21 protein-coding genes, 5 pseudogenes and 2 other annotated features are annotated in these 21,776 nt (G+C 67.0%); of the genes and pseudogenes, 12 read left to right on the top strand and 14 right to left on the bottom strand.

What is annotated here, in order from left to right; translation table 11 throughout:
- Positions 1-14: 14 nt before the first annotated feature.
- The 3 genes and pseudogenes from AC3IYI_RS41045 to AC3IYI_RS41035 all read left to right on the top strand — a co-directional run.
- The gene (locus AC3IYI_RS41045; protein ID WP_489412134.1) at positions 15-323 is read left to right on the top strand and encodes a transposase; all 309 of its coding nucleotides are present in this window, start codon (positions 15-17) and stop codon (positions 321-323) included.
- 88 nt (positions 324-411) lie between these two features.
- Positions 412-1,583 (top strand): IS3 family transposase gene (locus AC3IYI_RS41040; RefSeq protein ID WP_489412133.1). Its coding sequence is split into 2 segments (ribosomal slippage): positions 412-664 and positions 664-1,583, totalling 1,173 coding nucleotides; the frame shifts between segments, so codons are not numbered across the junction.
- 39 nt (positions 1,584-1,622) lie between these two features.
- Positions 1,623-2,105 (top strand): annotated as a pseudogene (locus AC3IYI_RS41035) (CatA-like O-acetyltransferase); the annotation flags it as partial.
- 35 nt (positions 2,106-2,140) lie between these two features.
- Here the strand turns inward: AC3IYI_RS41035 and AC3IYI_RS41030 are convergent.
- The 7 genes from AC3IYI_RS41030 to AC3IYI_RS41000 all read right to left on the bottom strand — a co-directional run bounded on the left by AC3IYI_RS41030 (position 2,141) and on the right by AC3IYI_RS41000 (position 6,023).
- Positions 2,141-2,986: an IS5 family transposase gene (locus AC3IYI_RS41030; RefSeq protein WP_489412132.1), complete on the bottom strand. Its 846-nt coding sequence runs from the start codon at positions 2,984-2,986 to the stop codon at positions 2,141-2,143.
- A gap of 32 nt (positions 2,987-3,018) precedes the next feature.
- Entirely contained in the window at positions 3,019-3,447 is a 429-nt protein-coding gene (locus tag AC3IYI_RS41025) for a hypothetical protein (protein ID WP_489412131.1), read from the bottom strand.
- Position 3,448: 1 nt separating this feature from the next.
- On the bottom strand, positions 3,449-3,943 hold the full coding sequence (locus AC3IYI_RS41020) for a DUF6192 family protein (protein ID WP_489412130.1): 495 nt from the start codon (positions 3,941-3,943) through the stop codon (positions 3,449-3,451).
- 13 nt (positions 3,944-3,956) lie between these two features.
- Entirely contained in the window at positions 3,957-4,451 is a 495-nt protein-coding gene (locus AC3IYI_RS41015; protein WP_489412129.1) for a DUF6192 family protein, read from the bottom strand.
- Positions 4,452-4,967: 516 nt separating this feature from the next.
- Entirely contained in the window at positions 4,968-5,177 is a 210-nt protein-coding gene (locus AC3IYI_RS41010; protein WP_489412265.1) for a hypothetical protein, read from the bottom strand.
- Positions 5,152-5,706 (bottom strand): IS3 family transposase, encoded by a 555-nt coding sequence (locus tag AC3IYI_RS41005; RefSeq protein ID WP_489412128.1) that lies wholly within the window; start codon positions 5,704-5,706, stop codon positions 5,152-5,154. The genes AC3IYI_RS41010 and AC3IYI_RS41005 overlap by 26 nt, the downstream gene beginning before the upstream one ends.
- Positions 5,632-5,746, bottom strand: a sequence feature (AL1L pseudoknot). It overlaps the preceding gene by 75 nt.
- On the bottom strand, positions 5,703-6,023 hold the full coding sequence (locus AC3IYI_RS41000; RefSeq protein ID WP_489412127.1) for a transposase: 321 nt from the start codon (positions 6,021-6,023) through the stop codon (positions 5,703-5,705). (Overlaps the previous feature by 44 nt.) Before AC3IYI_RS41000 ends, AC3IYI_RS41005 begins: the two co-directional genes overlap by 4 nt.
- An 845-nt stretch (positions 6,024-6,868) precedes the next feature.
- On the opposite strand from AC3IYI_RS41000, the gene AC3IYI_RS40995 reads away from it, so the two are divergent.
- Positions 6,869-7,408 carry a hypothetical protein gene (locus AC3IYI_RS40995; RefSeq protein WP_489412126.1) on the top strand — a complete coding sequence of 180 codons (540 nt, stop codon included), beginning with the start codon at positions 6,869-6,871 and terminating at the stop codon, positions 7,406-7,408.
- Here AC3IYI_RS40995 and AC3IYI_RS40990 read toward each other — a convergent pair.
- A complete protein-coding gene (locus tag AC3IYI_RS40990) occupies positions 7,389-7,634 on the bottom strand; it encodes a hypothetical protein (RefSeq protein ID WP_489412125.1) in 246 nt (81 codons plus the stop codon). The two genes, AC3IYI_RS40995 and AC3IYI_RS40990, sit on opposite strands and share 20 nt — an antisense overlap.
- A 93-nt stretch (positions 7,635-7,727) precedes the next feature.
- Between AC3IYI_RS40990 and istA the strand changes: the two are divergent.
- From istA to AC3IYI_RS40970, 4 genes and pseudogenes are all read left to right on the top strand, one after another.
- Positions 7,728-9,107: pseudogene (gene istA / locus AC3IYI_RS40985) on the top strand (IS21 family transposase); the annotation flags it as partial.
- Positions 9,108-9,215: 108 nt separating this feature from the next.
- On the top strand, positions 9,216-9,995 hold the full coding sequence (locus tag AC3IYI_RS40980) for a transposase family protein (RefSeq protein ID WP_489411985.1): 780 nt from the start codon (positions 9,216-9,218) through the stop codon (positions 9,993-9,995).
- A 167-nt stretch (positions 9,996-10,162) separates the two neighbouring features.
- Positions 10,163-10,954, top strand: coding sequence for an IS21-like element helper ATPase IstB (gene istB, locus AC3IYI_RS40975; RefSeq protein ID WP_489412124.1), 792 nt, complete (start codon positions 10,163-10,165; stop codon positions 10,952-10,954).
- Positions 10,955-11,144: 190 nt separating this feature from the next.
- Positions 11,145-12,316 (top strand): IS3 family transposase gene (locus AC3IYI_RS40970; protein ID WP_489408176.1). Its coding sequence is split into 2 segments (ribosomal slippage): positions 11,145-11,397 and positions 11,397-12,316, totalling 1,173 coding nucleotides; the frame shifts between segments, so codons are not numbered across the junction.
- A gap of 39 nt (positions 12,317-12,355) precedes the next feature.
- On the opposite strand, the gene AC3IYI_RS40965 is transcribed toward AC3IYI_RS40970, so the two are convergent.
- Both AC3IYI_RS40965 and AC3IYI_RS40960 read right to left on the bottom strand, forming a co-directional pair.
- On the bottom strand, positions 12,356-13,075 hold the full coding sequence (locus tag AC3IYI_RS40965; protein WP_489412123.1) for an IS5 family transposase: 720 nt from the start codon (positions 13,073-13,075) through the stop codon (positions 12,356-12,358).
- 130 nt (positions 13,076-13,205) lie between these two features.
- Positions 13,206-13,391 (bottom strand): hypothetical protein, encoded by a 186-nt coding sequence (locus tag AC3IYI_RS40960; protein WP_489412122.1) that lies wholly within the window; start codon positions 13,389-13,391, stop codon positions 13,206-13,208.
- 477 nt (positions 13,392-13,868) lie between these two features.
- Between AC3IYI_RS40960 and AC3IYI_RS40955 the strand changes: the two genes are divergently transcribed.
- The 4 genes and pseudogenes from AC3IYI_RS40955 (at position 13,869) to AC3IYI_RS40940 (ending at position 18,897) form a co-directional block, all read left to right on the top strand.
- Complete coding sequence (locus AC3IYI_RS40955) at positions 13,869-14,063, top strand: hypothetical protein (RefSeq protein ID WP_489412121.1); 195 nt, start codon at positions 13,869-13,871, stop codon at positions 14,061-14,063.
- 559 nt (positions 14,064-14,622) lie between these two features.
- Positions 14,623-15,373, top strand: a pseudogene (locus tag AC3IYI_RS40950) (transposase).
- A 254-nt stretch (positions 15,374-15,627) separates the two neighbouring features.
- The gene (locus tag AC3IYI_RS40945) at positions 15,628-16,845 is read left to right on the top strand and encodes an IS4 family transposase (RefSeq protein WP_489412120.1); all 1,218 of its coding nucleotides are present in this window, start codon (positions 15,628-15,630) and stop codon (positions 16,843-16,845) included.
- Positions 16,846-17,679: 834 nt separating this feature from the next.
- Positions 17,680-18,897 (top strand): annotated as a pseudogene (locus AC3IYI_RS40940) (IS3 family transposase).
- Positions 17,957-18,071 (top strand) — a sequence feature (AL1L pseudoknot). It overlaps the preceding pseudogene by 115 nt.
- A gap of 98 nt (positions 18,898-18,995) precedes the next feature.
- Here AC3IYI_RS40940 and AC3IYI_RS40935 read toward each other — a convergent pair.
- The 4 genes and pseudogenes from AC3IYI_RS40935 to AC3IYI_RS40920 all read right to left on the bottom strand — a co-directional run bounded on the left by AC3IYI_RS40935 (position 18,996) and on the right by AC3IYI_RS40920 (position 21,771).
- On the bottom strand, positions 18,996-19,259 hold the full coding sequence (locus AC3IYI_RS40935) for an IS3 family transposase (RefSeq protein ID WP_489412119.1): 264 nt from the start codon (positions 19,257-19,259) through the stop codon (positions 18,996-18,998).
- Between the two features lie 419 nt (positions 19,260-19,678).
- Positions 19,679-19,765: pseudogene (locus AC3IYI_RS40930) on the bottom strand (IS3 family transposase); the annotation flags it as partial.
- Positions 19,766-19,908: 143 nt separating this feature from the next.
- Entirely contained in the window at positions 19,909-20,166 is a 258-nt protein-coding gene (locus AC3IYI_RS40925; RefSeq protein ID WP_489412261.1) for a transposase, read from the bottom strand.
- A gap of 186 nt (positions 20,167-20,352) precedes the next feature.
- Complete coding sequence (locus tag AC3IYI_RS40920) at positions 20,353-21,771, bottom strand: NADH-quinone oxidoreductase subunit N (RefSeq protein ID WP_489412264.1); 1,419 nt, start codon at positions 21,769-21,771, stop codon at positions 20,353-20,355.
- Between the last annotated feature and the right edge of the window lie 5 nt (positions 21,772-21,776).

Genomic DNA, 21,776 nt, shown 5'->3' with positions numbered 1-21,776 from the left:
AGGGAGATGTCACGATGTCCGCACCGATGAAGTACCCGCTGGAGTTGCGTGAGCGGGCGGTGGCCATGTATCGGGCCGCTGATCCGGAGCCGGTGATCCGTCACATGGCGAGGGATCTGGGCGTGCACCACGAGGCCCTGCGCAACTGGATCCGCCAGGACGAGGCCGACCGCGGTGAGCGCGGGGATCGGCTGACCAGCGAGGAGAACAGCGAGCTGGTGGCTCTGCGGAAGGAGGTCCGGGACCTGCGCCGGGCGAACGAGGTCCTGCGCACTGCCTCGGCGTTTTTCGCGGCCCAGCTCGACCCGACCCGGCCCAGGTGACCGCGCTCATCGACGAGCACTGAGGTGCCCCGAAGTTCGCGGACTCCCGCCATGCAAGAGATACTTACCTTGACCAAAGGATAGGTAAGTGGCAAAGCGCACGACCCCGTACTCGGCAGAACTCAAAGAGCGAGTAGTGCGGGAAGTACTCGACAAATCACGCCCCTACGCGGATGTCGCCAAGGAGTTCGGTGTCACCGAGAGCTCGTTGAGTCGTTGGGTCGCCCAGTACCGGAAGCGGCACCTCGCAGGCGAACCGATGGCAGATTCCATCGCCGCGGACGAGCGTGTCCGCGAGTTGGAGAAGAAATTGCAGGAGGTCACCACCGAACGGGACTTCCTAAAAAAAGCGGCAGCCTTCTTTGCCCGCGACCATCGGTGACCGAGAAGTATGAGTTCATCGACGGCGAGAAGGACAATTTCCCGATCACGGGCATGTGCACCTGGCTTGACGTTTCCACCTCTGGTTTCTACTCCTGGAAAATGCGACCGGCTTCGCCCACTTTTGAGCGGCGTGAAAAACTGAAGCTCATCATTCGTCATGTCTTCGACGAATCCGATGGCACCTACGGATACCGCCGAGTTCACGCCGCCCTCGGCCGCAAGGGCGTCGAGGCAGGGCCCGAGCTGGTGCGTCTCCTGATGCGGGACCTGGACCTGGTCCCCTGCCAGCCAAGGCCCTGGCGGATCACGACCGTGTCAGACAATGATCAGCCGGCACTCCGGGACTTCCTCGGACGCGACTTCACGGCCGCCGCTCCCGGACAGAAACTGGTGGGAGACATCACATACATCCACACCTGGGACGGCTTCCTCTACCTGGCGACGGTGATTGACTGCCACACCAAGGCCGTTGTCGGCTGGTCCATGGCGAACCACATGAAGACATCCCTCATCTCGGACGCCGTCGACATGGCAGCGGGCAATATCAAGCTCGCTGATGGATGCATATTTCACTCTGACAGAGGAAGCCAGTACACTTCACAAGAGTTCCGAACGAAACTTCAAAGGATGCAAATGCGGCCCTCGGTCGGCAAGACCGGAGTCTGCTGGGACAACGCCATGGCCGAGTCTTTTTTCGGAGCCCTGAAGAACGAACTCGTGTATCGCACTACCTTCCCGTCCCGGGAACACGCACGCAAGGCGATAGTGCGGTACATAGAAGTCTTCTACAACCGTAGACGCCTGCACTCGGGACTTGGGTACAAGACCCCGCAAGAGGTTCACCGCGAATACGAGAAGATACAGCTCGCAGCGTAAGTTTCTCGCGCAAGCACAGTCCGTTTTCTTCGGTGCCCCTCACGTCACGATGAGTTCAAGATGTGCCTCACTGCCGAGGAGGAGCCGGCCGTCTGGCCTGTCGTGCATCCGGCGTTCACGGTGTTCAACCCGGAACGCGAGACGTTCGCCTGCATGTGGGCCCCCTACGACTCTGACTTCGGCGCGTTCCACGATGTCGCCGCCCCGCTGCTCGCGGAGCACAGTCGCGCCACCGACTTCTTCCCGCAGGGGGAGCCGCCGATCAACATGTTCGACGTGTCGAGCCTGCCCTGGGCGTCCTTCACCGGGTTCAACCTCAACATCGGTGGCAACGGGTGGAACCACCTCGCGCCCATCTTCACCCTCGGCCGTTATGCCGAGCGGGACGGCCGGGTCCTGCTTCCCCTGGCAGTGCAGGTGCACCACGCTGCCGCGGACGGGTTTCACTCCACGCGGCTCGTCAACGAGTTGCAGGCTCTGCTGACGGACCTGACCTGGCTGGAGGAAACCCCAAAGGTCTGAGTGTCTGATCGGGCACCGAGCCCGCGCTTGGTTCATCAGCCTTTCTTGGACCACTTGGCCTGAGGGCTTTTGCGGGTGAGGCGTCGGGTCATGAGGGTGATGAGTGCCCAGGTCACGTGGGCTTCGGAGTGCTGGGGCAGCCGCTCGTAGTCGCGGACGTTGCGCCGCGCTTTCATGATCCAGCCGAGGGTGCGTTCGACTTTCCAGCGGCGGGGCAGGACGACGAAGCCTTTCGCGTTGCGCGGCCGGGAGACGGTCTTGAGGGTCATCTTGAGGAAGCTGTCGGCCCAGGTGATGAGCTGGCCGGCGTAGGCGGAGTCGGCCCAGATCTGGGTGATCTGGGGTTGCATGAGGCGCAGGCGCCACAGGAGTTCGCGGGCGGCGTCGCGGTCGGTCATGTCGGCGGGTGTCACCGTGATCATCACGGGCAGGCCGAGGGTGTCGACGGCGATGTGTCTCTTGCGTCCGTTGATTTTTTTCGCCGCGTCGTAGCCGCGGGTGGCCTTCGAGACGGTGTCGGCGCCTTTGACGGACTGCGAGTCCACGATCAGCGTGACCGGCCAGGGGCATCTCCCCTGGCCGGTGCGGATCTGGCGTCGGAGCTGGTCACGGATGAAGCCGACGATCCCGGCCCGCATCCAGCGGGCGAAGTGGTAGTAGACCGTCTGCCACGGTGGATAGTCGGATGGCAGCGCCCGCCACTTGGTCCCGTTGTCGACGATGTACCGGATCGCATCGATGATCTCGCGGCGGTGCCACTTCTCAGGCCGCCCGCCGGCCTTGGGCATACAGGCCTGGAGGGGCAGCAGCGGTTCGAGCAGCGCCCATTCCGCGACGGTGGTGTCGGAGGGATAGCGGCGCCGGCGAGGGATAGGGGGCATCGGGTCACCTCGGGGCGGATACGGGTCTGAGGCTATTTGGTGAGTTGGGCGAGGGTGGCGCGGACGCCGGTGAGCTGGGCGGATGCGAGCTGGGCCCATTCGTCGTCGGGGTAGCGGGCCAGGTGCGGGTCGAGTGTGCCGGTGATCATCCGGGTCAGGCGGCCGAGGATCTGGCGAAACTGCTGTTTCTCGTATTCGATCCAGTCGGCGGGCTCCTCGGAGAACAGGTAGCCATCCTTGCGGCGCCAGATGATCGGCGTCAGGTGCTCGGCGGCGCCCACGTCCCGTAGATGCCGGACTCCGCGGGCGACCTGGGACGGAGTGAGGCGGGTGGCGGCGACGAGCTGCCTGGTCTGCAGGCCGGCGGGCCTGGCCTCCATCAGGGCGACGCGGACCAGGTCGCCGTAATGGGTGCTGAGCGGGGCGGCCGCGCCGCGTATCCGGCGGCGGGCGGGCAGCACCTTACTCGCCCTTCAGGAGCTGGGCGAGCTGCTCATCCAGGGTGAAGCGGCCCGTTTCGAGTGCCGCCTCCAGCCAGTCGGCCGCGCCGCGGACCTTGGATATCCCGCGCAGGATCGTGGCGCGTTCGTCGTCGGTGAACTCCTGGCCGCGCATCCGCGGGACCAGCCGGCCCAGGGTAGCGACGTAGCTGTGGCAGGAGCCGACGAGGTCGAGGTACTCGATGGTGTGCTCGATCCTGCGGACCGCCGGCATCCGCTCCCGGACTTTGTCCCGGGCCTGTTCCGAGTTGTCGAACTGGGCGCGGTTGACGGTGAAGCGGGTGTCGTCGTCCCGCATCGCCTCCCTCGCGACCCGGGGACGCTGGAGGAGCCTGGAGGTCACGCGGGTGGCGACCTCGTCGTCGCGGGTCAGCTCCTGGACCACCCGCACGCGCTCCGCCGCCGGCAGCAAGGCCGCAGTCTCCGGGCGGCTCAGGAGGCTGGCCGTGACGGCCACCGCAACCTCATCGTCACGGGTTCAGGTCGCGGACGGCCCGGACCTTCTCCTCGACCGTCACCGGCCGGTCCACCTGCTGCCCGACCAGCCGCTTCGCGCCATCGGTGGTCCACTGTTTGCGGTTCCTGCGCGGGTTGAACGGGGCGTCCTCGATGGCCACCCACCGCTCCGCCTCGTCCGGAATCGACGCCAGGATCTTGTGGACCGTGAACGACACACCGGCCTTGCGCTTGCCCGCCGGCCAGCGCGAGGCCACCCAACGCCAGTCCTCGACCGTCGACAGCGCCACCCCTATGTCGTCGGCGAACATCTGCAACGACTCCTCGACCGTGAACAGATCGTCGCTGCTCTTGGCCACCGATCCACCGACCGGCCGCATCGGCTCTATCTCCAACGCCCGGTCCCCGAGCCCGAACTGTGCCCTCGCGACCTGCTCCACCAGTTCCCGCGCCTCGGCCACGAGCTCCTCGTAACGTGACCGCGAAACGTTCCCCACCCGCTCCGACATGCTGCCTCCACCCCTTGAGGTTCCCGGGCAGACCAGTCACTCGACAGCAACCGCTCAGATAGCACATCAGCCCAGGTCACCACCAGGATGGACGCGAGTGTTCCAGCGGCGGCAGGCGCGAAGCGGGGGCGCGCGAGGCGCGCCAGGACTGGCCGTTCGACCCTGTACCGAACAGACGGGACAACAGAGAAAGCTGCGGCGTTCGACTACGGCGTCACCGTGACGGAATCCCGTGACGCCCGCTCCCTCCAGGCACGCGTACGGCACCGCGCCGAACAGAACACCGCCGAGCCCCGGAGCTCCACCCCCACCGTCCACTCACGACCGCACATCGGGCAAACCGCTCCCTGCCCGCGTTGCATCGCCGCCACCCGCTGGCGGGCGCGCTCAAGGACCCTCCACCGGCGTGACCTGCAACGACCCGAACAAAACAGTGCTGCCGCCGACTTCCTCGACGGCAGCAACACCCCACACTCCCGGCAGTACCTGCGGACCACCTCGCCAACAGCCATGACCTCAGCATCCCGGCCCACAGACCGCCCGACCAGGGATCTCAGACACGCACTTATCGTAGGCGTCGCCGACGGTGCCGATGCTGGGTGCGGCGCCGGCTTCGGCCAGGCGGTCAGTGTAGCGAACCGACGTATATTGACTGCCCGCATCGCTGTGATGGATCAGCCCGGCCAGGTCATGGCGGCCTTCACGCCGACGCGTCCAGATGGCCATGTTGAGCGCGTCCATGACGAGTTCGGTCCGCATGTCCGGCTGTGCGCCAGCCCAGGACCCGACGGGAGAACACGTCGATGACGAACGCGACGTAGACCGTTCCCGCCCAGGTGGCGACGTAAGTGAAACCGGTCACCCAGAGTTCGTTGGGCGCCTCGGCGGTGAAGTTGCGGTTCACCAGGTCGTTCGGCCGGGCCGCGGCCGGATCCGGGACGGTGGTGAAGCGTTTCTTCCCGCGCACCGCGCCGGCCAGGCCGAGGACTCGCATGAGGCGCTCGACGGTGCACCGTGCGACATCGACGCCTTCCCGCCGGAGCTGACGCCAGACCTTGCGGGCCCCGTAGACGCCGTAGTTCTCCTGGTGCACCCGGGCGATCTCCTTCTTCAGTTCCTCGTCACGGACCTCGCGGGCGGACGGAACGGCCTGCCGGTTCCTGGCGGCGTAGTAGGTCGACGGGGCGATCTGCAGCTCTCGGCAGACCGGCTCGACCCCGTGCTCGTCGCGGATCTCGTCCACGAAGGCGGTCACCTGGGCAGTTTCGGGTCGAGCTCCCGGGCGAAGAAAATCGACGCCGCCCGCAGAATTGCGTTCGACCGTTCCAGGTCCTTGACCGTCCGCTCCAGCTCCGCGATCCGCGCGGCATCCGCCGACGAGGTCCCGGGCCGCTGCCCGGCATCGGTCTCCGCCCGTTGCACCCACCCGCGCAGGGCCTCACGATGGACCCCGAGCTGATCGGCGACCCGGGAGATCGAGCCGGTCTTCGTCCCGGTCTCCCGACGTATCTCGAACACGAGCCGGATCGCTCGCTCCCGCAGCTCAGCGGGGTATTCCCTCGGTGCCGGCATGACTCCAACCCTTCCAGGGTTCAGAGCCTCCAAGATCCCCGGGGCGGTTCACACCTCACCCTGCCAAGAATCCCCAGTATGGGTGCCGGAAGAGCCCTTCAACCTGCCCACTAGTAGGGATAGCAGCGGCTCGCAATTCCGCCCTGCCGCAGGTTTCCTGGTCGCGGCAGATCCAAGTACCACATCTGATTGGAGTCCTACGATGTCTCGCAACAGTAGGTCAAGTGGCAGCAGTAAGGCACGGGCCCGCCGGCGGACAGCACAGACGGGCGACTCGCGAGAACGTTCGGCGAGGGTTCGACTTGCCTTTGCCTGGCATGAGCTGCCGCCCACACCACGCTGTGACGGACCAGTATGGATTCACCAAGATGGCTCTTATGAATGCGCAAACAGGGAATGCTCTGACCCTCTCAAGACGTTCCACACTCTGCGCGCGCGCCATCGCTGTGGTGCTGACAAGGAGGTGCAAGAGCGCTGCCCGAGGTGTGCCAAGCGTGTCGTTTTCGAGATGGGTAGTCTCGTGCCCTGGATTGAGATGGCTATGCAGGTCTCACGTAGTGGAAAACAGGCCGACGCGGAATTTTCCAGAGCAGTCGCAGATGAAACCGGGCCGAAGTAGCGGCGGACCAGGAGCAGGTCGCCCAGGGGGCGCTGTAACTTTGTTCGGGGGCCTGGGTGATGGGCGTCCTGTGGTGTGCGCTGACAGCCTGGTGATCGAGGGCTAGTCAGTGCGGGGTGCCCCGCTCTGGCGGGTGATCGTTTCCCTGCGGTGGGTGCCGCGGAGGGTTCCGGAGAAGCATCGAGATGGTTCCGAGTGGACGTGGGAGGTCTCGATGGTGTCTGTGATGTCGTTGATGACGGCGAAGGCCGAGCTGGCGCGAGGGAAGGCGACGGAGTGGCAGTCGCTCCTCGCGGAGGCCCAGGAGCAGGTGGATCACTGGCTGGCGGAGGCTGCGGCGGAAGAGGACGCGGTGCGCCGGTTGCGCCTTGCGCTCGAGGAGCGTGCGGAACTGGCCGAGGCGGCGGCCTCGTTGAGCCCGGTCGTGACGGAGGTCGACGAGGCGGCCGACGCGGTCGGCGCTCTCGCGCCGGTCCGGGCAGCAGAGCTGAGGACGGCCCAGGGGCCCGCACCGACGGTGGCTGGGCCGATCGCCGTGTGGGAGCCGGGACGGAACGTGGAGGTGCTGCCCGGGATGTATCGGGCGGTGCTGGCGGTCGTGCGGGAGTCGCAGGGGGCGGTGATGGCCCGGCAGGTGGCCGAGCGGCTGGGCTGGGAGACGACTCCGGCGCGTCAGCAGCGGGCACGGGATGTGTCTTCCCGGCTCGCGGAGCGGGGATGGATCGTGAAGCGGGGTGACGGGAAGTTCACCAGGCTGTCCGGCTGACGCCGCGGTTGCCGCGGTCGGTACGGCCGGCGAGGCGGCGGCTCATCTGGATGCCTGCGGCGAGGAGGACGAACGCGGCGTGATGGTCGGGGCGGCGTTCGTAGTCGCGCACGCAGCGGCGCCGCCGGGTGATCCACGCGAGCGATCGTTCCACGATCCACCGCTTGGCGATGACCTTGAAGCCCTCGCTGACCGTGGCCTCGACATACTCCCCATAGGCGGCCATTTACGGCCCCACTGATGGCCACGGGTTTCCCCGCGGATGGCCAGATATCTCCCCGCTCGCCCCAGACGTACCCGGTCGGCGAAGCTCGAGCGGGTGAAGAACAGCAGGGAGATCATGGAAATCCTTGAGGCATACGACCTCACGGGCAGTTACCGTTCGGCGGCCGAGCTCGCCGGGTGCGACCACCACACGGTGGCCCGATATGTGAAGATGCGGGCCGCTGGACAGCATCCCGACGCCCGCCGGCACCGCGACCGGGCCATCGACGTCTTCCTGCCGAAAATCGAGGAGCTGGTGGTCCGCTCGAACGGGCGGATCCGCGCGGACGTGGTCCACAAAAGGATCACGGCGATGGGCTTCACGGGCGGGAAACGCACCACCCGCCGCACGGTCGCAGAGGCAAAAGCCCAGTTCAGGGCAGGTCAGCGCCGCGTTTACCGGCCGTGGATCACCGAGCCGGGGCTATGGCTGCAGTGGGACTGGGGCGAGGGCCCGCAGATCGGCGGACGACGGACGTCGCTGTGGTGCGCGTGGGTGGCCTGGTCGCGTTTCCGCGTCGTGATCCCGGTCTGGGACAAGACGCTGCCGACGATCACCGCGTGCCTGGACGCTACTTTGCGGCGGATCGGAGGAGTTCCGGCCTACGCGCTGACCGACAACGAGAAGACGGTCACCACCGACCACATCGCGGGGATCGCGGTCCGCAACCCCGAGATCGTCGAGGTCGCCCGCCACTACGGCATGACCATACGTACCTGTCTGCCGGCGGACCCCGAAACCAAGGGCGGATCGGAGGCGACCGTCCGCATCGCCAAGGCCGACCTGGTCCCCAAGGACGTGAACCTCCTCGAGGAGTACCGCAACTTCGCCGCTCTGGAGTCGGCCTGCCGCACCTTCTGCGAGGAGGTCAACAACCGGGTCCACCGCGAGACCAAGCGCCGCCCCATCGAGATGCTCGCCGAGGAACGAACCCGCCTGCATCCGCTGCCCAAGCAGCCCTTCACCGTCGCGTTCGGCACCACCCGGCGGGTCTGCTGGGATGCCACGATCTCCGTCGAGGCCGTCCGCTACTCGGTTCCGCACCAGCTGATCGACACCCGGGTCTGGGCCCGTTTCCACGGCGACGAACTGATCGTCACCGCCGTCGACACAGCCGATGGCCATGCCCGCGAGGTGGCCCGCCACCCGCGCGGATCGGCCGGCACCCCGGTCCTGGACGACGCCCACTACCCGCCGCGCGAGGACAAGGAAGGCGACCGCACTCCGAAGGCGACCAGCGCCGAGGAGGCCGCATTCTTGATGCCCGGCCCCGGCGCCGCCGCCTGGCTGGTCGAGGCCGCCACCGCCGGCACCCGCAAGGTCAAGGCGAAGATGGCCGAGGCCGTCGCCTTCTCCAAGCTCTACTCCACCGCCGAGGTCGACCGGGCCCTGGGCACCGCCGCGGTCACCGGCCGGTTCGCCGAGAAGGACCTGGAGGCTTATTCACGGGGGTTCGTAGCCCGATTTCCTTGATCGTGAAGAGGGCCCTGCTGCGTAGCCTGATGTTTGCGAAGACGTCAGATCATTACCGGGGCAGGGCCGTTGAGCTGGGACGTTACGACAGGGCTGGACAAGGATCAACTGGGCGGGCTGGTGGAACAGGTCCACCGGGCGTTGGTGGAGGATCCGGACCGGACGGTGACGCCGGGGCGGATGTGGGTGCTGGGGCTGTACAAGTCGGTGGTACTGGTGCTGTTCCTGCTGCGGCAGAACCCCGTCCAGGAGGCGGCCGCGGAGCTGTTCGGGATCTCCCAGGCCACTGTCTCCAGGCGGTGGACGACGCTACTGCCGGTGGTGGAGAAGGTCCTGGCCGGACACGTCCCGGACCCCACGGAGATCTCAGCCGGCCGCATCGTCCTGATCGACGGCACCCTGGTGACCACCTGGGACGGGGCAAGCGAGGGCACAACAATGTTCTCCGGCAAGCACAGGGACACCGGCTTCAACCTGCAGGTCGCGGCCACTTTGTCAGGGGATCTGCTCGCGGTCCCGGCGCCCGTCCCGGGCTCACGGCACGACATGCATGCCTGGCGGCAGTCCCACTTTCCCGGGACGTTCGCCAACCGGGAGGACATCGGTGACCTGGGCTACCTCGGCTCCGGGATGCTGACCGCGAGACGCAAGCCCCCAGGCCGGGAACGGCCCGCCGGAGACAAGGTCTACAACCAGAGCATCGGCAAACTCCGCGCCGCGGTCGAGCGGGCGATCGCGCACCTGAAGGACTGGAAGATCCTCGCCACCCGCTACCGCGGCGCCCTCCAAACCTTCCCCCTCATCACCAGGACCATCACCGCCCTCGCCTTCTACAAGAAGGGCTGGTGAACCCCGTGGATAGGCCTCCTGATCTCCATCCTCGACTACCAGGTCGGCCGCGAGAGCGTCGAGGTCACCCGCGCCAGCGAAACCCACAGCCTGCAGCCCGGCACCTCCGCCTGGTCCCGCTTCGGCACCATCCCGCTCGAGCACGACGACGAAGGCGACACCCTCTGATGGCGACCCCACTCCGCACCGTTTCCGGCTCCAGCGGCGACCAGCTCGCCGAGGCCATCGAGCTGACCAAGCGACTCAAACTCCCGCACATCCGCAAGGCGTTGACCGACGTGATCCCCACCGCGAAGGCCCAGAGGCGGGACCCAGCGGAAGTCGTACGCGTTCTCCTTTCCGAAGAGGCAGCCGGCCGTGACCGCGCGAACCTGCACACCCGGCGCAAGCGGGCGGGGTTCCCCGCGGGCAAGACGTTCGGCGACTGGGACGAGCAGGCATCCTCCATACCTCGCGCCACCCAGGACTCCATCAAGACCCTTGAATGGGTCCAACGCAGGGAGAATCTCTGCGTGGTCGGGCCCTCCGGGACCGGGAAAAGCCACTGGTGCGAGGCCCTCGGGCAGGCCCCCGTCGAGGCCGGAATGGCCGTCGCCTGGTTCTCCATCGAAGACCTCGGCGCCCTCGTCCGCCGCCACCGGGCCGACGATTCCATCGCCAAGGCCCTGACCCGGGTGATCCGCTCCGACCTGATCATCGTCGACGACATCGGGCTGCTGCCCGTCAGCCCCGACGCCGCCGAGGGCTTCTACCGCCTGGTCGATGCCGCCTACGAACGACGCGCGCTCGCGGTCAGCAGCAACCTCCACCCGTCAGGATTCGACGAGATCATGCCCAAGACGCTGGCCACCGCGACCGTCGACCGGCTCATGCACCATGCCCACATCGTGGTCACTCAGGGTGACAGTTTCCGGCTCACCCAGGCCACCTCCGGACAGGGAGTCAAGCCCTTCAGCTGATCACACACTCACCACGGCGGGGAATTATCTGGCCGCCGTTGGGGAGATCTCGCAGGCCGCCAGCGGGGAGCACTCCTGGCCGCCTACGGGGAGCACTGCAAGGCCATTGACACCCTCGCCCTTGAGGTGCCCCGAAGTTCGCGGACTCCCGCCATGCAAGAGATACTTACCTTGACCAAAGGATAGGTAAGTGGCAAAGCGCACGACCCCGTACTCGGCAGAACTCAAAGAGCGAGTAGTGCGGGAAGTACTCGACAAATCACGCCCCCACGCGGATGTCGCCAAGGAGTTCGGTGTCACCGAGAGCTCGTTGAGTCGTTGGGTCGCCCAGTACCGGAAGCGGCACCTCGCAGGCGAACCGATGGCAGATTCCATCGCCGCGGACGAGCGTGTCCGCGAGTTGGAGAAGAAATTGCAGGAGGTCACCACCGAACGGGACTTCCTAAAAAAAGCGGCAGCCTTCTTTGCCCGCGACCATCGGTGACCGAGAAGTATGAGTTCATCGACGGCGAGAAGGATAATTTCCCGATCACGGGCATGTGCACCTGGCTTGACGTTTCCACCTCTGGTTTCTACTCCTGGAAAATGCGACCGGCTTCGCCCACTTTTGAGCGGCGTGAAAAACTGAAGCTCATCATTCGTCATGTCTTCGACGAATCCGATGGCACCTACGGATACCGCCGAGTTCACGCCGCCCTCGGCCGCAAGGGCGTCGAGGCAGGGCCCGAGCTGGTGCGTCTCCTGATGCGGGACCTGGACCTGGTCCCCTGCCAGCCAAGGCCCTGGCGGATCACGACCGTGTCAGACAATGATCAGCCGGCACTCCGGGACTTCCTCGGACGCGACTTCACGGCCGCCGCTCCCGGACAGAAACTGGTGGGAGACATCACATACATCCACACCTGGGACGGCTTCCTCTACCTGGCGACGGTGATTGACTGCCACACCAAGGCCGTTGTCGGCTGGTCCATGGCGAACCACATGAAGACATCCCTCATCTCGGACGCCGTCGACATGGCAGCGGGCAATATCAAGCTCGCTGATGGATGCATATTTCACTCTGACAGAGGAAGCCAGTACACTTCACAAGAGTTCCGAACGAAACTTCAAAGGATGCAAATGCGGCCCTCGGTCGGCAAGACCGGAGTCTGCTGGGACAACGCCATGGCCGAGTCTTTTTTCGGAGCCCTGAAGAACGAACTCGTGTATCGCACTACCTTCCCGTCCCGGGAACACGCACGCAAGGCGATAGTGCGGTACATAGAAGTCTTCTACAACCGTAGACGCCTGCACTCGGGACTTGGGTACAAGACCCCGCAAGAGGTTCACCGCGAATACGAGAAGATACAGCTCGCAGCGTAAGTTTCTCGCGCAAGCACAGTCCGTTTTCTTCGGTGCCCCTCACTTGCGGCGGCCGGGGTGGTCGGGAATCTCCAGGTCCAGGCCGAGGGTGCGCAGGGCCCAGGGGGCGAGTTCGCCGTCGTAGCCGTGATCCGCCCAGACCTTGGTGACCCGCCGGAACAGCAGGGTGAGGCGGTGGAAGAGGGCCATCGCGGCGGTCCGGTCGTTCATGTCGGCGCCGGTGACGGCGACCAGCAGGATCAGGCCAAGGGTGTCGACGACGATATGCCGCTTGCGGCCGTTGACCTGCTTGCCGCCGTCGAAGCCCCGGCTCGAGGCGCCGACGGTCTCGGCCGCCTTCACGGACTGCGCGTCGATGATCGCGGCGGTCGGCTGCTCGGACCGGCCGGCCTTCACCCGGATCTTCTTCACCAGCGCGGAGTGGATCTGCGCGAACACGTTCTGACGCACCCAGCGGCGGAAGAAGTCGAAGACCTTACGCGGCGGCGGGAACGGTTCGGGCAGCGCCCGCCACTTGCCGCCGTTGTCAGCGAGATAACGTAGTGCGTCCAGCATCCGCCGATGGCAGTACTCCTCGGGCCGGCCCCCGCGTCCCTCCAGCCCCGGTGGCGACGGGATCACGCCGCGCACCTCATCCCACTCGGTGTCGGTCATGTCCGTCTCGAAGGCACGCTCGTGCTCGGGCTCCCAGGACGGCACGTTCCCGAGACGGCACGGCAGACACGCGCACGTGCGGGTGGTGAAGTTGGCTGCGGGCACAGCGAGTTGGTAGAACTGCGGCACAGGGGTCCTCCGGAGTGTTTCGTCGCAACGAATAGCTCTCCAGAGGGCCCCTTCCCTCATGCCTCACGAACCCCGAGAACTCCCACCCGAACACCAGAGCCCATGATCACCAGGCTCTGAGTGCGGGCCCGTCGTAGGTGCGGTGTTCGAACCGGATGCCCTCGTCGCCGATCGAGCACCGCCTGGAGGGCAGCTCGATCCAGTCGGCTGCGGTCAGCGGGACGGGCACGTGGCCGGCGATACCGACGAACGCGGCCCACATCTCGTTGGGTGTGAGCGTCAGACGGGGCATGAGGGGGTGTCGCAGCCGCTCAGGATCTTTCCGAGCGGGGCTGGCCCACCAGCTTCCTGGCGAGCCGCCTCCAGACGAGCACCCAGACCATCTCCGTGATCCGCGCCCGCAAACGCCCAAGCATCGCCCTCGCCCTCGACGGGGCGATCGCGAGCGTTCATGGGGAACTGACCGCGAGCACCCTGCCGGGTACGGGATAGCTGCGCACCGCAGCCGCAGGGCGAGTGCGGCCGCCCGCCGGCGGGCCCAGCGCCCCCTGCTGGCGCTGGAGTGCGTTCGTGTCGGCCAGCCGGGCCATCGGGCCTGAGCCGAAGGGGGTGCAGGAGCCCTGGGGGCGTTACTTTCGCAGGTATGAGTGCCGATTCCGCGGTGACGACGACAGCAGTGACTTGCACGGAATGCGTCCGGTTGCGCCAGAACGCTCATAAGCCTGCCCGCGCGGAGGAACCTCGCCCCCGCGGCCACACATTCGACCCGTTGATCAGGCTGGCGCGTCATCTGGCCAACCGGCACCCCGATCTCCTGCCCGGATGGGAGCCGGACTGCGCCCGCTGCGACGAACTCCGCGGGGCACTGAAACGGGCAGCGGACACCGGTCTGCTCGGAGCCGGGGCGGCGCAGGCGGGTGCCGAACACCGGGCCCTGCACATGCTGGACGCCCTGGACCCGTAAATCCCCTGGCGCTGGGCCTTGACACCCCGGATGCGGGGCGTCGGCGGCCATGCGTCGAGGATTCTGGGCAGTGGCCTGTCAACGACTGGAACCCAAGGAGCCTGGGGTCAGTTTTCACGATCCCGTGGCAGTGGCCGGCCATCGTTGTCGGGGTGCGGCTTTGGGAGCGCGGCGAGGCGGCAACGGCCAGGGCGGTTCGGGTCTGGGGGAAGGTCTTCGACGTGCCCCGCCCGGGTATGACGGGGCCTCGCCGGGGTGACTGCCTAAAAGTGGGGGGCGTCACTTGTAGAAGTGTTGCATTGGATGACTGAGTTGGGGTAGAGGCCGGCATCGTTTCTGTGGTGTCCTTCAAGCCCAGATGCTGGGGATGCCGCGTTACACGGCCACCTGGAGACCGTCATCGATGTCGACGGCATCGGAGTGTCCGCGATGTTCGTGGCCGTCAATGAGCATTTTCAACTTGGCCACTGATCGGGTGACGAGGTGGTGGTGAAACGGGCAGAGCCCCCGGGCTGTTGAGCAAGGTATCGATGCTCAACTCTTCAGCCTGGGGGCTCTGTTGGTTCCCTGTCGTGCCGTACTCGATGTTGCGCATGCCCTCGTGGAGTGGGTGACGATGCTGATCGTCACCCGGGAGGGTGACCGCCGGTGCAAGCTGCCGCCCTCCGAGCGGGCCCTGGCCGCACTGGTGTACCTGAAGAAGAACGACACCCTGACTCAGATCGCGGCGGGTTTCGGGATCAGCGTGGGTACCACCCACGCCTACGTTCACGGCGTTGTGGCGCTCCTGGCAGGCCGGGCGCCGGGCCTGACCGCGGCTTTGAGAACGGCCGGACGCCCGGTATGTCCTGCTGGACGGGACCCTCGCCGAGTGCGACCGGGTTGGTGACGGCCGCGCCGACTACTCGGGCAAACACCGCCGCCACGGGGTAAACATGCAGGTCATCACCGCGCCGGACGGAGCCCTGGTCTGGATCTCACCCGCTCTCGCGGGCCGGATCCACGATCTCACCGCGGCCCGTCGGCACCGGATCATCGCCACATGCATCCGCCTCGGCATCCCCGTCCTGGCGGACAAGGCCTACCAGGGAGCCGGCGACATCGTCGCCGTCCCACACCGCCGGCGACCCGGCAAAGACCTCACCGTCAAACAGAAGTCCGTCAACCGGGCACACTCCCGACTCCGGTGGCCCGTCGAGAGAGCCATCGCCCGGATCAAGACCTGGCGCATCCTCCGCAAAGCCCGAACCAGCCCGAACAAACTCACGTCAATCACCAAAGCCATCCTCACCCTGGAGGGGCACCGCTGAAAAGGTTCAATGTCACCCGCGCGCGTACCGCCTCAGCCCAGCAGAGCGCACCACGGGGCCTCTTGGCAACCGTCTAGCCCCGGCCAGTGGCTGCGGGCGGCGGCTGCCCCGCTGTGTGTCGAGAGGTCTCCTTGTACGTTCCTGTGGCGGGCGTTCGGTCCGCCGGGTGCCGGAGACCGGGGTCTGGTTCCCGTGGCAATGCCGTTAGGTTAACCTGCTCCTCCATCGTGTATGACGGACGTTCAGGGGTGCTCGTGGAGCCCGAGTTGCGTGATGTGGTCAGCGTTGGGCTGCTGGCGCGGGTGTATCCGGCTGGGCTCGTTGACGAAGTGCTTGAGGTGTGCGGGCGGGTGGAGCGGCGGTCTCGGCTTCTGCCGGCCCGGCTGATGGTGTACTTCGTCCTCGGGATGGCGTTGTTTTCGCCGGATCCGTATCTGGAGGTCATGCGCAAGACGACGTTCGGGCTGCGGCAGATCGGCCTGCTGGGGGCGTGGCGGGAGCCGAGCAAGCCGTCCATCTTTCTGGCGCGTCAGCGGCTGGGAGCCGAACCGTTGCGGGAACTGTTCACCCGCGCCGCCGTACCGCTGGGCGGGCCTGCGGACACCTGGGCCTTCTGGCGTGGGCTGCGGTTGATGGCGGTGGACGGCACCTGCGTCGACTTGGCGGACACTGCGGCCAACGAAGAGGAGTTCGGCCGACATGGCGGCCGGCCGAAGGCGGGCAAGGAGCCGTACAAGCGGGCGGCGTTCCCGCAGGCCAAGATCGTGGGACTGGTGGAGTGCGGCACACACGCCGTCGTCGACGCGGTGGTCAGCGCGTACTCGGTCCACGAGTCGCTGACCGCCCAGGGCCTGGCCCGGTCGATGGGCCCGGGCATGTTGATCCTGGGCGACCGGGGCCTGCCAGGCGTGGATCTCTGGCGGGCCTGGCAGGCCTCCGGTGCCGATCTTCTCCTGCGGCTGGCCGGCCAACGCTACAAACTCGAGCCTGACCGGCTGCTGCCCGACGGGTCCTGGATCACCACGATCTACGGGTACCAGGACCGTCGACGGGAGCACGGTATCCAGGTCCGCGCGCTGCGCTACCAACTCGACGAGGGTCAGGAAACCTACACGCTGCTGACCACGCTGCTCGACCATGAGTATTACCCCGGAGCGGAGTTGGCCGCCCTCTACACCGAGCGGTGGGAAGTGGAGACGACCTTCAAAGAACTCAAGACCCAGCAGATCGGAGCGGGCACGGTCCTGGCCAGCAAGACCGTGGACGGAATCCTCCAACAGATCTGGGGCCACCTGCTCGTGCACTACGCACTGCGCGTGCACATGTTCGAAGCAGCCCGCGCCAACGCCGATGCCCTCGACCCCGACCGGCTGTCCTTCACCACCTGCCTGCGAGCCGCCCGTCGCATCGCCTTGATGCCTCCGGCGGACTTTTCCCCCTCATCACCTCAGCCCTGCCCACCTGATGCTTGATGAACTCCTCGCCAACGTGAACCCACCCAGGCGACCGCGGACGAGTCCTCGTGTCATCAAACGCATCATCTCCCGATACCTCATCAAGAAGCCTGACGACCGGCAGGCACCCACTCCACCCCGCAACCCCATGCTCATACCACCCCCACCCGGCCCTTAACCTAACGGCATTGGTTCCCGTGGAAGTCTCCATCGGCGGGAAAGAATTGCGTACTGGGCGCTGCCTGTGGGTGCGTTGGGTCGTTGAGCGGGGTGGGGAACGCACCGGTCCTGGACTCCGAGCCTTCGGGACTGGCCCCCTTGTCCTGGTGCCTGTGGCGCCCCGCCGCACACGGGGCCAGCCGCACCGCGAGCGGCGGTGCCGCAGCAGGCGCCAGGACCCCTCTGCCTGTCCTCGTGATGCTCGGCACGGGGAAACAGGCCAGCTGGTTAGTTTATCAGCCTCGCATCGTGGCAACCGGCTGGCGTTCTCTCTGGTCGCTGCTTGCGGCCGCGCTGATGGGGGCATTGGCGGGCACTGCGCGCTTGATGCCGAGTGTTCAGTACACCAGGATCGGGTCGCGGTGCCTGGTTCCGGTCTGCCGAAGCAACGGGAAAGACATTTTGCCTGTTATTTGCAAGTTGTGTGGGTTTGTGGATAGCCGGGGTGCTGTCTTGTGTGTTCTGGGGTTGGCAGTGTGGGCAGAGGTCAGGCGGCTGGTGCGGGGTTCGGTGGGGGTGCCCCAGCCGTCGCAGGGCCGGCGGCCGCGTGCCAGGACGGGGTCCGGCCGACAGGGGCCTGACTGAACCGCCCCGGGGATCTTGGAGGTTCTGAACCCTGGAAGGGTTGGAGTCATGCCGGCACCGAGGGAATACCCCGCTGAGCTGCGGGAGCGAGCGATCCGGCTCGTGTTCGAGATACGTCGGGAGACCGGGACGAAGACCGGCTCGATCTCCCGGGTCGCCGATCAGCTCGGGGTCCATCGTGAGGCCCTGCGCGGGTGGGTGCAACGGGCGGAGACCGATGCCGGGCAGCGGCCCGGGACCTCGTCGGCGGATGCCGCGCGGATCGCGGAGCTGGAGCGGACGGTCAAGGACCTGGAACGGTCGAACGCAATTCTGCGGGCGGCGTCGATTTTCTTCGCCCGGGAGCTCGACCCGAAACTGCCCAGGTGACCGCCTTCGTGGACGAGATCCGCGACGAGCACGGGGTCGAGCCGGTCTGCCGAGAGCTGCAGATCGCCCCGTCGACCTACTACGCCGCCAGGAACCGGCAGGCCGTTCCGTCCGCCCGCGAGGTCCGTGACGAGGAACTGAAGAAGGAGATCGCCCGGGTGCACCAGGAGAACTACGGCGTCTACGGGGCCCGCAAGGTCTGGCGTCAGCTCCGGCGGGAAGGCGTCGATGTCGCACGGTGCACCGTCGAGCGCCTCATGCGAGTCCTCGGCCTGGCCGGCGCGGTGCGCGGGAAGAAACGCTTCACCACCGTCCCGGATCCGGCCGCGGCCCGGCCGAACGACCTGGTGAACCGCAACTTCACCGCCGAGGCGCCCAACGAACTCTGGGTGACCGGTTTCACTTACGTCGCCACCTGGGCGGGAACGGTCTACGTCGCGTTCGTCATCGACGTGTTCTCCCGTCGGGTCCTGGGCTGGCGCACAGCCGGACATGCGGACCGAACTCGTCATGGACGCGCTCAACATGGCCATCTGGACGCGTCGGCGTGAAGGCCGCCATGACCTGGCCGGGCTGATCCATCACAGCGATGCGGGCAGTCAATATACGTCGGTTCGCTACACTGACCGCCTGGCCGAAGCCGGCGCCGCACCCAGCATCGGCACCGTCGGCGACGCCTACGATAACGCCGCGGCCGAGTCGATGACCGGTCTCTGCAAGACCGAGCTCATCAAGATGCAGGCCCCCTGGCGCACGTTGGACGAGGTCGAGATCGCCACCCTGCCCTGGGTCGACTGGTACAACGAGCGACGACTCCACGGCTCCACGGACAACCTCCCCCCGACTGAGTACGAGACCGTCCACCACCGTTCACACCAGCCCGCCCAAGCAGCCTGAAAACCACACATCAACGCCTCCACGAAAACCGGGGCGGTTCAGGCCTCCTGTTGCTCGGATGGATTCGACACCCACGAGCTGTGCAGGAGGCCCTGCCTTCATGCCCGTGCCACCAGAAGACCACCCGCCCGGGAACCCTCGTTCGACCACCAAGCGAACCTCTCGGTACGACAACGGCTACTCAGGTAGCCGGGGCGTTTTTGGATGCGGGTGGTGTTGTAGGAGCCGTCGATGTACTCGAACAGGGCCTGGTTGGCCTGGGCCCGGGTGGCGAAGACGCGGCCGCGGATCCCTTCGCTCTTGATGAGGGTCCACAGGTTCTCGGCGAGGGCGTTGTCGTACGAGTCGCCCACCGATCCCATCGAAGCCGCGATCCCCGCTCTGAGCAGGCGAGTTGTGAGCTTGATGCTCGTGTATTGACAGCCGTGATCGGCGTGATGGACCAGCCGTCCGTGCTCGGGGCTGCGGGAGGCGAGGGCGTACTCGAGTGACGCGAGGGGACCAGGTCGGTGTCCGCTCGGGCGGAGGTTTCCCGGGCCACCACGCGGCGGGAGAACGCGTCACGGATCGCCGAGAGCCACAAGGGTCCTTCGGCGGTGTCGATCACGGTCAGGTCGGTGACCCACAGCCGGTCCGGGGCCGGGGCGGTGAAGTCCCGCTTGACCAGATCGGGAGCCAAAGTGGCGGACGGGTCGGCGATGGTGGTCTTCCAGCGCCGGGTGCGGGGGCTGACACCCTGGATGCCGGCCTGGCGCATCAGCCGCTCCACCCGTTTGCGGCCCACCCTCATCCCGCGCCGGGCCAGTGCCGCGTGGATTCGCGGCGAGCCGTAGACACCGTGCGACTGGGTGTGGATCTCTCTGATCATCTCCAGGAGTGCAGCGTCCTCGCGCTCACGGCGGCACGGGTTCTTCTGCCTGCGGCGCCGACGGTAGTAGGTGGAGGGCAGGGTGTTCGTCTCCCGGAGTACCAGCTCGATTCCCAGGTGGGGGTGCTCGTCGATGAGCGCGGTCACCTGGGCCGGGTCGGGTCGAGCTGGGCCGCGAAAAACGCCGAGGCAGTGCGCAGGACCTCGTTTGCCCGGCGCAGGTCCCGGACCTCCTTCCGCAGAGCCACCAGCTCGCTGTTCTCCTCGCTGGTCAGCCGATCCCCGCGCTCACCGCGGTCGGCCTCGTCCTGGCGGATCCAGTTGCGCAGGGCCTCGTGGTGCACGCCCAGATCCCTCGCCATGTGACGGATCACCGGCTCCGGATCAGCGGCCCGATACATGGCCACCGCCGCTCACGCAACTCCAGCGGGTACTTCATCGGTGCGGACATCGTGACATCTCCCTTCACGATCCCCATCTGACACTCCACCAGCCACTTCCGCACCCCGGGGGAATCTCACCGCTCGAAGCGGTACCCGACCAATCGAGCTTCTCCGGGCCTCCCGCATCCGGGGCGGCAGGTCGGCTCAGACGGCCAGCGCACCGTCGAGGAGGTCGAGAACGGGGCCCGCGGCGAGGCCGAGGGCGAGGGACGACGCGGCGATCGCGTACGCGGTGGAGCGTGCGGTGCGGTCCCCGTCGAAGTTCTCCGCTCCGGTGCCGCGCGATACGGCCGGGACGATCCAGCGCAGGTAGTAGAAGAGCGAGGCGACGGTGTTGGCGGCGGCCAGGGCCGCGAGCCAGGCGTAGCCGCCGTCGAAGGCGGCGCTGAAGACCTGGAGCTTGCCGACGAAGACGGCGGTGGGCGGGGTGCCGACCAGGCCGAGGAGGCAGAAGGCGAGGCTCGCGGCGAGCAGCGGGCGGCGGCGCGCCAGGCCCCGGTAGTGGGGCAGCGCGCGCGCCCGGGGCAGTGCGCAGACCACGGCGAAGGCGCCCAGGTTGGTCAGGGCGTAGGCGGCCAGGTAGAAGAGCAGGGCCTGCTGGGCCTGGCCGGTGCGGGCGGCGACGGCCACGGGGAGCAGGAGGTAGCCGACCTGGCTGATGGTGGAGTAGCCCAGCAGGCGCTTGACGTCGGTCTGGAAGAACGCGGCGAGGTTCCCCAGGGTCATGGAGGCGGCGGCCACCACCGCGATCAGTGGCGCCCACGGCAGCGGGCTTTCGGAGAAGACGACCGCGCCGAGGCGCAGCAGCGCGGCGAGCGCCCCGATCTTGGGGAGCGTGGTGAGCGCGGCGGCGACGGGCGGACTGGCTCCCTGTACGGCGTCCGGTACCCAGAAGTGGACGGGTACGGCGCCGACTTTGAAGAGGATTCCGGCGAGGAGGCCGATCGCGCCGAAGGCGAGGAGGGCCTCGGGTGCGAGGGCGAGAGCGGTGTGGAGCGTCTTGTACGAGGTGGCGCGGCCGGCGGCGTACAGGGCCGTGATGCCGGCGAGCATGAGGACGCCGAGGAGGGCGCCGACCACGTAGTACTTCAGGGCGCCTTCGAGGCCGGGACCGTCCTTGTGGAAGGCGGTCAGCGCGTAAGCGGGGATGCTCGCGAGGAGGTAGGCGGCGGCGAGGAGCAGGAGGTCCTGTGCTCCGGCGAGGGCGATGGTGCCCAGGGCGGTGAGCTGGAGCAGGACGTAGAACTCGGCTTCGCGGGGGTGGCCGTGCAGCGGGCGCATGCTCAGGGCCAGGACGACGAGGGTGCCGGCGAGGACAACGACGCGGACTGTGGTGGTCACGGGGTCGATTCCGTAGGCGCCGCCGAAGGTGGTTGCGGGCGGATCGCCGGCCTGGACGATGGCCGCGATGATGCCCGCGACGCAGGTAAGGACGGCGAGGAGGCCGATGCGCCACTGCTTGGTCCGGGGGGTGAACGAGCCGAGGAGCAGGCAGGCGACGGCGCCGGCCAGGAGGAGCACCTCGGGGAGGATGTCGAGGGGGTTCTCGTTCATGTCGGCCATCTGGG

The sequence above is a fragment of the Streptomyces sp. GL_148 genome (assembly GCF_057834205.1).
Note: the sequence above shows the minus strand (reverse complement) of the source record. Positions and strands in the feature narration are given on the sequence as shown.